General features: G+C 36.2%; 9 protein-coding genes and 1 pseudogene. 1 reads left to right on the top strand and 9 read right to left on the bottom strand.

All coding sequences use genetic code 11. The features are described from left to right. Positions 1–76: 76 nt before the first annotated feature. The 5 genes and pseudogenes from B371_RS0107600 to B371_RS0107620 all read right to left on the bottom strand — a co-directional run bounded on the left by B371_RS0107600 (position 77) and on the right by B371_RS0107620 (position 6,381). Entirely contained in the window at positions 77–1,108 is a 1,032-nt protein-coding gene (locus B371_RS0107600; protein ID WP_019413711.1) for a LacI family DNA-binding transcriptional regulator, read from the bottom strand. Positions 1,109–1,187: 79 nt separating this feature from the next. Further along, positions 1,188–2,738 (bottom strand): annotated as a pseudogene (locus tag B371_RS21490) (alpha-amylase family glycosyl hydrolase). Positions 2,739–2,776: 38 nt separating this feature from the next. Further along, positions 2,777–3,619 carry a sugar ABC transporter permease gene (locus B371_RS0107610; protein ID WP_019413714.1) on the bottom strand — a complete coding sequence of 281 codons (843 nt, stop codon included), beginning with the start codon at positions 3,617–3,619 and terminating at the stop codon, positions 2,777–2,779. A gap of 1 nt (position 3,620) precedes the next feature. Then, positions 3,621–4,904 (bottom strand): carbohydrate ABC transporter permease, encoded by a 1,284-nt coding sequence (locus tag B371_RS0107615; RefSeq protein ID WP_019413715.1) that lies wholly within the window; start codon positions 4,902–4,904, stop codon positions 3,621–3,623. A 184-nt stretch (positions 4,905–5,088) separates the two neighbouring features. Beyond that, a complete protein-coding gene (locus tag B371_RS0107620) occupies positions 5,089–6,381 on the bottom strand; it encodes an extracellular solute-binding protein (RefSeq protein WP_019413716.1) in 1,293 nt (430 codons plus the stop codon). Positions 6,382–6,881: 500 nt separating this feature from the next. Between B371_RS0107620 and B371_RS0107625 the strand changes: the two genes are divergently transcribed. Continuing rightward, positions 6,882–8,663 (top strand): alpha-glycosidase, encoded by a 1,782-nt coding sequence (locus B371_RS0107625; RefSeq protein ID WP_019413717.1) that lies wholly within the window; start codon positions 6,882–6,884, stop codon positions 8,661–8,663. Positions 8,664–9,085: 422 nt separating this feature from the next. Here the strand turns inward: B371_RS0107625 and dtd are convergent, their stop codons facing one another. From dtd to recJ, 4 genes are all read right to left on the bottom strand, one after another. After that, entirely contained in the window at positions 9,086–9,526 is a 441-nt protein-coding gene (gene dtd, locus B371_RS0107630) for a D-aminoacyl-tRNA deacylase (protein WP_019413718.1), read from the bottom strand. A gap of 10 nt (positions 9,527–9,536) precedes the next feature. Then, positions 9,537–11,732, bottom strand: a complete 2,196-nt coding sequence (locus B371_RS0107635; RefSeq protein WP_019413719.1) for a bifunctional (p)ppGpp synthetase/guanosine-3',5'-bis(diphosphate) 3'-pyrophosphohydrolase — start codon at positions 11,730–11,732, stop codon at positions 9,537–9,539. Positions 11,733–11,826: 94 nt separating this feature from the next. Continuing rightward, complete coding sequence (locus tag B371_RS0107640) at positions 11,827–12,339, bottom strand: adenine phosphoribosyltransferase (RefSeq protein ID WP_019413720.1); 513 nt, start codon at positions 12,337–12,339, stop codon at positions 11,827–11,829. Next, complete coding sequence (gene recJ, locus B371_RS0107645) at positions 12,330–14,684, bottom strand: single-stranded-DNA-specific exonuclease RecJ (RefSeq protein ID WP_019413721.1); 2,355 nt, start codon at positions 14,682–14,684, stop codon at positions 12,330–12,332. The genes B371_RS0107640 and recJ overlap by 10 nt, the downstream gene beginning before the upstream one ends. Positions 14,685–14,824: the final 140 nt, after the last annotated feature.

Raw genomic sequence — 14,824 nt, forward strand, 5'->3', positions numbered from 1 at the left:
TTTGGAACACCCTTTTTCTATTGGTAAATTTAAAATTTCACACAACTAACGGAAATCTGGCGCCATTCATGTCATACTAATCCACAATACGTACATGAGAGCAAGATTGACGTTTTACCAGTTCATGGGGAACAATGATACGCTTAACTGGCACTTTTGGATTGGCCAAAATTTGTATTATACTCTTTGCTGCTTGGTAACCAATCTCGAAGATATTAATTTCGACTGAAGTCAATGGCGGATTGGACAGTTCGGCAAATAATACGTTGTTGAAACTTAGTATTGATATATCATCCGGTACGGAGATATTCATTTCTGATAAGGTATTGAGCACACCAAGTGCTATTAAATCATCTGCCACTACTAAAGCTGTTGGTGGATTTTCTAAGTTCATGAGCTTCTTAATCGCTTTTTGTCCGCCTACACGTAAAAATTGACTGTGGACAATATAATCGTCATTACTTTGGATTCCCGCATCTCTTAAAGCCTTTTCATATCCAAGTAATCTTTCGACGGTGACAACAAAGTTTAAATCTCCTCCAATAAAACCTATTTGTTCGTGGCCTAGCGTAAGTAAATAATTGGTCACTTCCTTTGCCGCAATGTAATTATCGTTATCAACATATGTAATCAGTTCTGCGTCCTTAAATGGTTTTCCAATTACTACAAATGGAAAATTTCTTTCCCTTAAATAATTTAATACTTTATCTTCAATACGAGAGTAAAGCAGAATAACACCATCTACACGTCCACCTTGAACCATTTGAATGACACCTTCAAAAATCTCTTCATCCGTATTTCCCGTGTTTATTTGTAGCGCATATTGTCGCTCATTTGCACCTTCACTTAATCCTCTGAAAACAGCAGGGAAAAATGGATTTTGGTAAAATACATCTGTTGAGTTTAGAAGAACTAGTCCGATTACTTTAGTTGATTGATTGGCTAAACTACGTGCGATAAAGTTTGGATGATAACCAAGCTCATCCATTGCTGCTCTAACTATAATTTTAGTTTTTTCACTAATTCGAGGATTATTTGCAATGACCCTCGATACAGTTGATGGCGCGACATTTGACAATTTTGCAACGTCTTTAATTGTAACGGCCAAAGCTCATCCTCCTTTTTTTAAATAAAGACTAGTAGATTGTTTTAATATAAGTATACAATTGATTAATTAGAAACACTCATCAATTTGATGAAGTTAATCTTTTACTACTCAAGAATCGTTTAAACCTAAATAAAATAATAACAATGAATGCAAGTAAAACAACTGAAATGGCTAAAAAATATGAGATGTTTAAGTTACTTTTAACAGAAATGATAAATATCTCAGAGGACTCAGATATAACTTCTATCTTATATTTACCTCCACTTTCACTAACAATAATACCCTCAAGTAAACCAGTTAATTCTTTATTTAGTGGTAAGTCTTTGTTATCTAAAATGACAGTTTGTGATTTAGTTGTATTGTTAATGGCGACGATAATTGTTTCATCTAAATAACTGCGTTTATAAACAGCCATACCAGCTTCTTCATGTAATAATTCTAATTCCCCCCTCGAAAGAGCAGGGTACTGTTGGCGAAGCTCTCCAATCTTGGTTAAGTAATTAATCAATTCATTGTCTGCATCGAAGTTCATCAATCTTCTGTTATCTGGATCTTCTCCACCGTCCAAAGCAATCTCAGAGCCATAATAGACAATTGGAATCCCGGGCGCTGTGTATAAATAAGTTAGCGCCAATTTCCAACGAGTGACAATGTCTTGCTTATTTTGAATAATATCTCTAGTAAATCTAGTCATATCATGGTTATCCATGAAGTTACCCAACAGTTCAGGTCGTTTGAAAAATGCTTTATTGCGTTCTAATGAACTGAACAACCATCCAAGGCTCTGATCCGGCTTCGAAAAAGTTGTACGAAGATGTTCATTTTGTGAAAAATCGACAAAACTATCTATTCCTGTTTCCTCATATGCAGCTACAACACGAAGATCATTATGCCAGACTTCCCCCAACAAGTAAAAATCATCTTTTACCGACTTAACCTCGCTGGAAAAATCACGCCAAAAATCTTTTGGCACATGCTTGACTGTGTCTAGTCGATAGCCATCCACATCAGTTTCTTGAATCCACCACTTTGCAGCATCCAACAAATATTTACGAGTTTCAGGGGTATCTTGATTGAAATCTGGCAAATCAAAAAGCCAGTTGTTTTCTACTTCTTGTTGGTTATCCCAATTAATAATAGGTTTTTTTTCATGAAACCAATCTGCTTTCTTATCTTCATTTATCCAGGGATGATTTGGCCCTACATGGTTGACGACAAAATCCAGAATCACTTTCATGTCGCGTTTATGCGCTTCTTGAACCAGGGTTTTGAATTCTTCTATCGTTCCGAAGTGCTCTTCCGTCTCATAAAAGTCATTAATCCACTATCCATGATACCCTTTTTCTTCGTTATCGAACACAGGTGTCAACCAAATCGCTGTGAAACCCATATCACTTATATAATCAAGTTTATCAGTGATTCCCTTAAAATCCCCACCGTTATAAGCCTTTTGGTCGGCAACATTTACTTTAAAATCATTTGAACTATCTGCATTATTAAATCGATCGACCATAATGAAATAAATAATTTCATCCTGATATTTTCGTTCTTCTTTTTCTACAGCACTTACTGGAAATGCGCAAAAAAGAAGATACGGAAATAACATGAGTGCTACTAATGTTTTCCTCATTTCCGCTCCCCTTCATATTACCTTATTACACTATAAAATTATCCTTTTGTACCGCCTGCTGTCAAACCAGATACGAAGTATTTTTGAAACATTAAGAAAAGAATGGCAATTGGTATAGCAATCAATACCGATCCTGCAGCAAACTTTGTAAATTCATTACCAAATTGCTTAGCGACCAATTCATATAAACCAACTGCTAGAGTGAATTTTTCTTCATCTCGTAGCAAGATTCTAGCTAGAATGAAATCTCCTAAAGGTGCGATGAACGTGAATAAAGCTACAACCGCGATGATTGGCTTTGCTAGTGGCATGACTATTTGGAAGAAGATACGGAAATGTCCAGCACCGTCCATTTTTGCTGATTCATCCAGCTCTTTTGGTATCGTGTCTAAGTATCCTTTCATTAGCCAAGTATTCATTGGAATGGATCCACCAACGTAAACTAAAATCAAACCAATATGTGTATCAATTAAACCTGTACGATTTGCTAATACGTAAATGGCGATTAAGGCAGCGAAGTTTGGGATCATCTGTAATATTAGGAAAGTTAATAAACCATTTTTCCGCCCAATAAAACGGTATCGAGAGAAGGAATATGCCGTAAATGATACGGAAATAACAGATAAAACCATCGTAATAATACTAATCTTCATCGAATTCCAATACCATATCAGGTAATTTGAATTTTCCGAATCAAACAAGTATTTATAATGCACGAGTGATGGGTTATCCGGGAACATTTTTGATCCTGATAAGCTTTGCCCTGGGTTTAATGATGAACCAACTACCCAAAGTAATGGATAAATGATGATGAAAACCACTGCTAAGATAATGATATAAGAGATTGTGAGTCGGATTAATTTACTTTTTTTATTGCTCATATTACATCATATCCTCCTCTTGAAATGACTTGGTTCTCTTAAATTGCCATAGCGCAACTGATATAACAATGATGGAAAGAATCATGGTAACTGCAGCTGCTTTACCATATTGTGCACTTGTCATCGTTAAACGATAAATCCATGAAATCAAAATGTCAGTTCCACCTGCATTTTGTCCAGGTATCGCTGGTCCGCCACCATTAAATAAGAAAATAACATTGAAGTTATTAAAATTAAACGTATATTGGGTGATTAGTATTGGTGCAGTTGCAAATATGACAAGCGGCAAAGTAATCGAGAAAAACTTTTGCATAATTGAAGCTCCATCAACTGTTGCTGCTTCATACAATTCATCAGGTATAGATTGTAGGACACCCGTTGTCATGGCAAAGATGAATGGGAAACCAAGCCATGTTTGAATCATAATTAACGCTAGACGCGTCCACATTTCATTCGTCATCCAAGGTATGCCTTCCATACCAAGAAACGGTAAAATCGTACGATTAATGACACCGAATGTTTCATTAAACATTCCCGAGAAAATTAATATTGTGATAAAAGCAGGAACTGCCCAAGGTAGAATCATGATGGTACGAATGATGGCTTTCCCTTTAAGATCTTTTTGATTTACTAAGATAGCTAAGAAAATACCTAGTGCAACTTGTAAAGTGGTAGCACCAAAGGTCCATACAATGGTCCATGCGAGTACAGCAAAGAATGTTGTACGCCAAATATCAAGTCTAAAAATATCAACAAAGTTTTGGAAACCAATCCAATCCACCAAATTATTAGGTGGGGAATGATATAAATCATAATTTGTAAATGCTAGTAGTAATACGAATAAAATAGGGAAAATAACTACGAAAATTAATAAAAAGAATCCTGGTGTAATCATTAAATATGGGAAACCATTATCAATTAAATTATGGTATTGTTTTCGAACTGAGTTGACGGCAATACCTAAGTCACGTCTCTTCCCATTCTGATGAGCATCATAAAGATTAAAAGCATATATTGCGAGACCCATAATTGTAATGATAATGGCAATTATTCCATCAATCAAAAGAAAAACGGAATGATCTAACTTAGGAATTTCACCTAATGTCACGATACCCCAAAAGCCTTCACCAATCATTTCGAAAAAAACAAATCCAAATGATGAGGAAAAGATGAGAAATATCAATCCTTTTAATAACTGTTTATTATAAAATTGACCGAGCCCTGGAATGATGGATAGTAGTAAAGCGTTTCTTTTATGGTTTGTTGTGGTTTGTAAGTTATCCATTTATGTTAGCCTCCCTTTCTATTCTAGGAGAAAGTATTTGAGTTATGTATCAGTCGATTTAAACCAGATGAAGCTACAATTAATTTGCAAGACTCATCTCATTTAAAGAGAAAGAGTTTTAAATAAAATAAAAGGACAGGCCATACCTTCTTTAGAAGGTACCGCCCTTATCCTTTTCATCACCTTATTTATCGGGGTGATTTGTTTCGATATTGGTGGTAATTGATTTTACAGCTTCGTCTAAAGCTTCTTGTGGCTGGGCTTTACCAGTAGCCAAAGTTTGTAGTGCTGTTGCCATTGGTCCCCAAACTTCAGCCATTTCAGGAATATTTGGCATTGGAACAGCATATTGAGATTGAACTGCTACTGCTTTCGCACCTTCATTGTCAGCGATAATTGGATCATCGACTAATGCAACGTTCGCTGGAATCTCAGAGACTGCCACAAAACGAGCTTTTGAGTTTTCATCGTTTGATAAGTGTTCAATTAATTTAGTTGCCCAATATGGATTTTTTGTGAATTCAGTTACATGCCATCCTTTAACACCCATGAATGTTTTCACTGGCTCACCGTTAGGCAATGTTGGCATCGGTACAATGCCGATATCAATTCCTGCATCACGCATACCTTGGAACGCCCATGGTCCGTTCATGACTGCAGCAACTTTACCTTCGTTAAATAATCCATCCATAGCTGCGCCGCCACTCTCACCAATAATACCTTTAGGGAATAGTCCTTCTTGGTACCATTGTTGAATGTAAGCCGCTCCTTCTACTGCGCCTTCGTTATTTAAACCGATATCGTCACGGTCTAAACCTTCAGCTGCTTCGTTGAATACATATCCACCCATACCTGCAATCGCACCGTGTGCGAAATAGAAGTTGTCCCAAAGTGCAAGGAAACCATAGTTATCGCCTTTAGTGAAATCTTTAGAGAATGCGTAAAGTTCATCCATTGTTTTTGGAGCTTCTTCCATCAACTCTTTATTATAAATTAAAACTGGTGTTTCTGTTGCTTTCGGTAGACCGTATAATTTGCCATCATACATTTGAGCAGTTACTGAAGACTCGCTGTATGTTTCTAGAACTGTTTCATCTACAGTAATTTCTTGGATAAGACCTTCAATAACTACTTGACCGATTTGATCATGTGGAAGAGTCACTACGTCTGGTGCACTTCCAGATGGACCATCAAGACGTAATTGATCACGAATTTTATCCGCCATATTTAATTCTTTAAATTCAACTTCAATACCATGCTCTTCTTCAAATGAAGCTATTGCAGCAGGTAACCAATCTTTACTCTTGTCTATATCTTCCCAAATAACCAATTTTTCAGGTTTGGCCTCTTCAGTCACTTCTTCTGTACCGTCTTCTCCAGCGTCATCTGGTGTAGTTTCTTCTGCACGATCAGGTGCACAAGCAGCTAAAATTGCAAGCAGAAAGACAAGCATCATCACTAATAAATTCTTTTTCATCATGACCCTCCTAATATCTATTTTATATTTAATACAACCGTTTGCACAAAGAACGAAAAGATTGTAAAAATGAAAACGTTCTCATTATATTTCAAGCAATTAATGAAATATAGTTAGGGATGTTTTTATAAACTCTTCGTATTTTACTAAGTTACATGTTTTTGTGAAAGCGATTGCACAACTTTAATTATAATGATTGTTTGATAATTTACAATACTTTTTTATAATTTAATATAATGGAATGTAGAAAGCAGAAAATGCACTCTTGCTCGAAAGTTTTAGTTCGAATTATGAATACACGATTACATACCCTTCCAAGAAAGGAAATATGACAAATCTCTATGTTGCACGAGCTTTCACCTAATCAATCCAAGCCTTGGTTTGAATTGTAAAAGAATATTTACAGTTTAATATTGAGTTACTTGTATTATTTTGTTAATCTGAAATGAAGTTTTAATATTTTGTACTCAATCAATTTAATTATATAAGGAGTGGTTTATATGGAACGATCTGCAATTTTTCACCGACCTGGAAATAATGATTCCTATATTTTTGATGATTCGACTTTGGCTATTAGAATTAAAACAAAAAAAGATAATGTAGACAGCATCCAGCTTCTTTATGGCGATCCTTATATGTGGAAAGATGGGAAGTGGATATTCCAAAAAATGAACATGTTATTAAACGCTACAGATGCTCTATTTGATTACTGGGAAGTTAAAATTACACCACCACATCGAAGAATTCGATATGGCTTTGAATTGCATTCCCATGAAGAAATCCTTTTCTACACAGAAAAAGGTTTTTATGAAGAAGCTATCGATGACTGTTCCTATTATTTTTGCTTCCCATACCTTCATGCATCCGAACTTTTCGATGCACCAGCTTGGGTTAAAGATACATATTGGTATCAAATTTTCCCAGAAAGATTCGCTAACGGAAGCCCCACAAAAAACACAGATAATGTGATTCCTTGGGGATCAGCTGAACCTACACAAAGCAATTTCTTTGGTGGAGATATCGAGGGAATCATTCAACATCTCGATTACTTAGTGGACCTTGGCATAAATGGTATTTATTTAACACCCATTTTCACGGCACAATCCAACCATAAGTATGACACAATTGATTATTTTGAAATAGATCCTCAATTTGGGACGAAAGAAGATTTTAAAAGATTAGTAAAAGAATGCCATGCACGAGGTATTAAAGTGATGCTTGACGCTGTTTTTAATCATTGCGGGTATTATTTCCCACCATTCCAAGACGTATTGGAAAAAGGGAACCAGTCAGACTATCTCAACTGGTTTTATCCACATAACCTCCCGCTCCATGGAGGACAACATCCGAACTATGAGACCTTCGGGTTTGTAGAATCTATGCCAAAACTTAACACTCAACACCCAGAAGTTGAGAAATACTTACTTGATGTTGCTTCCTATTGGATCAAGGAATTTGATATTGATGGATGGCGTCTCGATGTTGCAAATGAAGTTGACCATCAATTTTGGAGAAAGTTCCGCGCGGTTGTTCGTAAACAAAAACCAGATCTCTATATTCTCGGTGAAATATGGCATGATTCGATGCCTTGGCTCCTAGGTGATCAGTTTGATGCGGTCATGAACTATCCCTTTACAACCAATGTATTAAATTTATTAGCGAAGCAAACAATTTCAGCTCAAGAATTCATGAATTCCATGACAACTGTTATTCAGAGTTATCCTAAAAATGTCATGGACGTCACATTTAATCTAGTAGGTAGCCATGACACTCCTAGAATACTTACAGAATGTCAGGAAGATTTAAACCGAGTGAAACTTATATATACTCTTCTATACACGTTTATAGGGTCACCATGCATGTACTACGGAGACGAAATTGGTATGACAGGCGGTAGTGACCCTGGTTGTCGTAAATGCATGGAGTGGAATCAAGACAATCAAGATTTAGATTTACTTGATCATGTTAAAAAATTAATTTCCCTCCGTCAAACAGAAAAATTACTGGCAAATGAGGGAGACTTCCAATTCTTAAATCATATACAAACAGAAATTGTTGCTTACCGAAAATATCAGGGTGACCGAAATGTATTGGTCATCATCAACCCTACAAATAACGAACAAATTTTCAAGATTCCTTACTCACTTAAAGGATTAGTCATTAATAATATGTGGTCTGAAGAGCAATTTATTTCAAATGTTGAGACTAATCAAGTTAAACTTGAACCTTTTGGATTTCGTATTTTAGCTTATCGACTTGGTACAGCAGTTGAAACTATTTAAATTTTCTCTTTAATTTTGTCCGTGTAAAACGAGGGTACTGAAAAACTTACCTTCTTAAAATTTGTAGTGTTTAAATGGAAAAGGCAACATTTCGTCTGATTTTGAACGAAATATTGCCTTTTCTTTTGTATTACTTACTCTTACTCTGATTCCTTTATTAATGTCATAGATGAAAGAAAGTATATTTCCAGGTGATTGAAGTGGAAGGCGGTGAAAAACAACTGCGCCTGCATCGCTACGCTAACTTCGAAACATGCAAGTACGCTGCAACGAAAATAACCTGTACTAGTCCATAAGCTGAAAAATTATAAATACTTTTTCAATGACCTCTGAAAAACACCTTTGTCTTATCTAGTAATACGACAACTAGATAAGTCAAAGGTGTTTCTTCTTGTCTCACTTGATTATTACTATTTTTATTATTATTTTGATTCGACAATTAATGTTACTGGGCCATCGTTAGTCAAGGTAACATTCATCATCGCTCCAAAGACGCCGGTCTCAACTTGAAGATTCTTGTCAACGAGTTCTTGGTTAAATAACTCCCATAGTGGTTTCGCGACTTCCGGTTTAGCAGCTTCGCTAAAACTTGGGCGTCTCCCTTTTTTGGTATCACCATATAGAGTAAACTGAGAAATTGATAAAATAGCTCCACCCGTTTCAAAGATAGAGCAGTTCATTTTACCTTCATCATCTTCGAATAAACGTAGATTGGCTATCTTTTCAGCTACATAACGAACATCTTCTTTTGTATCTTCATGTGAAATACCAACGAGAAGAACATACCCATGATCAATTTGACCGGTTACTTCCCCTTCGACTTCCACTTTTGCAAAAAGACTTCTCTGTAATACGACTCTCATAAAAATAACCTCAATTCGTCATACGTTTAACAGAATATATTTCAGGAATTTGTTTAATACGTTCCACAGTCTTTTGTAAATGCGCAATATTTGTAATCATAATAGTCATATTAATGGTTGCAATTTTATCCCGATCTGCTTTTCCGCTAACCGCAGTAATATTCGTTTTGGATTCATTTACGACCTGCATGACTTCGTTTAATAAACCGGGACGATCAAATCCAGATATTTCAATCTCTACTTGATATTCTTTACGATTTGCCGTTAGTGGTTGGCCCCACTCAACATCAATTATCCGTTCGTTACCATTTGCAGCTTGTACATTCGGACAATCTTCGCGGTGAACTGAGACCCCACGACCTTTTGTAATGAATCCAATGATTTCATCACCTGGAACCGGATTACAACATCTTGACAACCTAATAAGAAGATTTTCAACCCCTATTACGACAACACCCGAGTCAGTAATTTTACGAATGGTTGGTGAGTTCATTTCTTTCGTGATTTTTTCTAATGATTCTTCATGATCACGAACTTTACGCATTTTTTCTGCTAATCGATTAACGACTTGTTGTGCTGTGATTCCATTAAAACCAACGGCAGCATACATATCTTCTTCGCTCGTGAAATTAAATTTCTCACAGACACGTTTGATATTTTCGTTTACTAATACTTCTTTCACATCAAACTCTTGAGATTTTATTTCTTTCTCAATCATTTCATGGCCTTTATGGACGTTATCGTCACGGACTTGCTTTTTAAAGAATTGCTTAATTTTATTTTTCGCTTGTGATGATTGAGCGATTTTCAACCAATCTCTACTTGGACCAAATGATTGTTTTGAAGTTAATATTTCTACAATATCCCCTGTTTTTAAAATGGTATCAAGTGGCACCATTTTGCCGTTTACTTTTGAACCAATCGTTTTGTTGCCAACTTCTGAGTGGACTCGATAGGCAAAATCAATGGGAACCGACCCTGCTGGAAGTTCCATGACATCTCCTTTTGGGGAAAATACATAGACCATATCAGAGAATAGATCGAATTTAAGAGACTCCATAAACTCTTCCGCATTTGACGATTCATTTTGATACTCTAAAATTTCTCTGAACCAAGTGAGTTTTGTATCAACCGATTTATTCGATGATTCTAACTGTTTTCCTTCTTTATAGGCCCAATGTGCCGCTAACCCAAACTCTGCGATGCGATGCATTTCCTCTGTACGAATTTGAACTTCTAAAGGATCACCTTGTGGACCAACAACCGTTGTATGGAGAGACTGATATAGATTTTGTTTTGGCATAGCAATATAATCTTTGAAACGTCCAGGCATAGGCTTCCAAAGAGTATGGATGATTCCTAAAACAGCGTAACAATCTTTAATACTCTTGACTGTAATTCGAACAGCAAGTAAATCATAAATTTCATTAAATTGCTTGTTTTGTACCATCATCTTTTTATAGATGCTATAAATATGTTTTGGACGCCCAAATAAATCCGCCTCAATTTCAACGTTTGCGAGTTCGACTCTAATACCTTCCATGACATTTTTTAAATAATCTTCCCGTTCGTTACGTTTACGTTTCATTAAATTCACAATACGATAATATTGTTGTGGATTTAAATAACGCAATGAAATATCTTCAAGTTCCCATTTAATTGTAGAAATTCCTAGACGATGAGCAAGAGGTGCAAATATTTCTAGCGTTTCACTCGCTTTAATTAGCTGTTTTTCAACTGGTTGAAACTTCAATGTACGCATATTATGTAAGCGATCAGCTAACTTGATTAAAATAACACGAATATCTTGCGCCATGGCAACAAACATTTTACGATGGTTTTCAGCTTGTTGTTCTTCTTTTGACATAAACTTGATTTTACTTAACTTCGTTACTCCTTCGACTAACAAAGCAACCTCTTCGCTGAATTCACGGACGATATCTTCCCTATGGATGTCAGTATCTTCTACGACATCATGTAAAAACCCTCCAGCTACTGTTTCGGGATCCATTTGTAATTCCGCTAATATCCCTGCGACTTGAATCGGATGGATAATATAAGGCTCACCCGATTTTCTGAATTGTTCTCTATGTGCATACTCCGCCATAGCATATGACTTTTTGACAAACTCCACGTGATTGTCATTCATATAAGTAGCGACTATTGAAAACACTTCTTCAGCTGTAAATATTTGGTCTTTAGCCATGTCGATAACCAGACTCCATTCACTTTCGATATGTATATGTAATTCCTATTGTATAAAAAAAAAGATGAACTTGTAAAGTCCACCTTTAATACTCTTAAAATTGCATTAAAGTACAAATGTCGTATCCTTTTAATTTTTCGCGTCCATCAAGATAAGTTAACTCGATTAAAAAAGCGCAACCCGCAACAATTCCACCCATTTGTTCAACGAGTTTTATAGTTGCTTCTACTGTCCCACCAGTTGCGAGTAAGTCATCAACAATTAAGACACGTTGACCTGGTTTAATTGCATCTTTGTGCATTGCTAAGACGTTCGTACCATATTCAAGGTCGTACTCAACACTAATTATTTCACGAGGTAATTTTCCTTCTTTTCTAACAGGTGCAAAGCCTTTTTCCATAGCATATGCTACAGGGCAACCAATTATAAATCCACGAGCTTCGGGACCAACAATCATATCTACGTTCTTTAATTTCGCATATTCCACGATTTGATCAGTTGCGTATTTGAAAGCAGTACCATTATCCATAATTGTTGAAATGTCTTTAAAACGAATTCCTGGTTTTGGCCAATCTTCAACAATTGTAACATATTTCTTTAAATCCATAATTGCTCCTCCTCAGGAACGGTCTGCTCGGCTAAGCGTTCATCAAACCATTGTCTTAGTTCCATATATGGCGCATACAACAACTTTTGTTCCAGTTGCATTTGACGTTCGCGCGATTGATAGACTAAAGACTCCGCAAGATCTCTTTTTTCACCAATTTCTTGCATATCAATTCGTCCACTATTTATTTTAACAAATCCGAGGTCAAAAAACACCTCTGTCATGAAAAATAATATACTTGTGCTCCATCCTTTATGTTTAGCTAACTCTTTCACATTCTCTTGTAAGTCAAATGAAGAACGTTTTGCTAAAAATCCATAGTACCATTTAAAATGGTCCCGACTAGGCATACCCTCAAAATAAGTCGATTCAGGGGCATAAAAATGAGCATAAATTCGCTTAGGTTGAATATGTGTCAAAACTGTTTCTAACATTTTTTCATTCTTAGGAATATCAAGTAAAACTATATGGTTTTTTGGAAAAGGTAAGTCTTGTGTCTCTGAAATCAACACAATATTTATGTTTAATAATGACTCGAAATGTTGAACCGTGCTTTTTTCAAATGCTAGATATAGGGTTTGCTCTTGATGAATTTTTTGATTCCATCTGTTCACTTGACGAATACCTCGTATATCATACAATTGCCATTTATCGGACTTCGCATCTTCAATCATAAATTGTGGTTTTTTACGACCATTCCATTCATTGATCTGAATATCACCTATAAATGATACTTCCACACCTGGAGTTAATTCATCAACTAAATGCCCTTGACTAAAGCCTACTGCATCTATTGAGTCTGGTCCATCCGACAGTTCCATTTTCACATGATTTTGATTTGCTCCAATTTTTCTCATCGACGTAATACTTACTTCTTCAATACAATACATTGGTTTAGGAAATCCCATTCCAAACGGTCCAAGCTTTTGCAATGACTCAATCGATTTCAAATCAATTTCATCGATTTTAATAGAAATATCGATTTGTTGAATAGGCTGTAAATCCTCTTCTGTTAATGCTTCTATTGCTTGCGTTTGTAAACGATTACGCAAGTCATCCACTTGTTCAATTGGTAAAGTCATTCCTGCAGCCATTGGATGACCGCCAAAATGTGGTAAAATGTCACGGTTTTTAGCTAATTCATTGTATAAATGAAAACCTTCAATGCTTCGTCCGGATCCTTTGGCTATCCCTTTTTCTGAATCAAGACCAAGAACAATGGTTGGCCGATAATACTTTTCTACTAGTCTTGAAGCCACAATCCCTACTACGCCAGGATTCCAGCCTTCTTTAGCCAGGACAATCACTAGTGGATCTTTCCCTGATTCTTCGGATTCCACCATTGTTATGGCTTCTTCAGTCATTTTACTGACAATACCTTGTCTTTCTTTATTATGCGTATCTAAAACTTTTGCAAGAGAGGTTGCTTCAACTGAGTCCGTTGATAAAAACATCTCTACAGCGGGACCAGCATCAGCTAATCTTCCAAGTGCGTTTATACGTGGTCCAAATAGAAACCCAAGCGTTTCTTCATTTATTTGATCTTGTTCAGTCCCAGAAACTTGGCATAATGCAGAAATAGCCGGTCGTTTTGACATTCGAAGTTGTTTAATTCCTTGTTGCACAAAGTAACGGTTTTCATCCTGTAAGGGAACTAAGTCAGCTATTGTTCCAATGGCAACGAGTTCTAGCAAGTTTTTTGGTATTTCACCGAGTAGTGCATGTGCTACCTTAAAAGCTACGCCAACGCCAGCAAGTTCGCCAAAAGGGTATGTTCCTTGAGGATGTCTTGGATGAATGATGACGTCAGCAGGTGGAAGAATTTCTCCTGCTTCATGATGATCCGTTACGATAACGTCCATTCCTAAGTCTTTGGCTAGTTGAATCTCATTTATTCCTGAAATACCATTATCGACAGTAATTATTAAATTTACACCGTCTTCAAATGCCTCTTTAAATAACCGTTCACTTGGACCATAGCCATCCACAAAACGGTTGGGTATTACATAAGTAACTTGGGCATTCAGTTGTTGAAGAGCAGTCACTATTACGGTGGTGCTTGTCACGCCATCGGCATCGTAATCACCGTACACTAAAATTAGTTCTTCGTTTTCAATTGCGCTTTTGATGCGAGCAACGGCACGGTCCATGCCATACAATAGAAACGGATCATGTATTGAAGTTTCATCCATATGTAAAAATGCCTTTGTTTTATTAACGTCAACAAAACCTCGAGATGCAAGAAGTTTCGCGGAGACTTTAGGAATCTTTAATTCTAGTTGTAAATGTTGAACGATTTGATCATCTGGGTGTTCCAAACGCCATCTCTTTTTAGATTCAATCATCTTTAAATCACTTCCTCATATCTTTCATTATAACCTATCTAGCGTCACCTGTAATTGAAGTTTTCTAGACAAAAAATTCCTTTAGCTAATCTAGACTGAACATAGTATCAACTTTGGTTTACTGTTATGATTTCCGTTAC

It is taken from the genome of Paenisporosarcina sp. TG20, from assembly GCF_000286315.1.
Lineage (GTDB): Bacteria > Bacillota > Bacilli > Bacillales_A > Planococcaceae > Paenisporosarcina.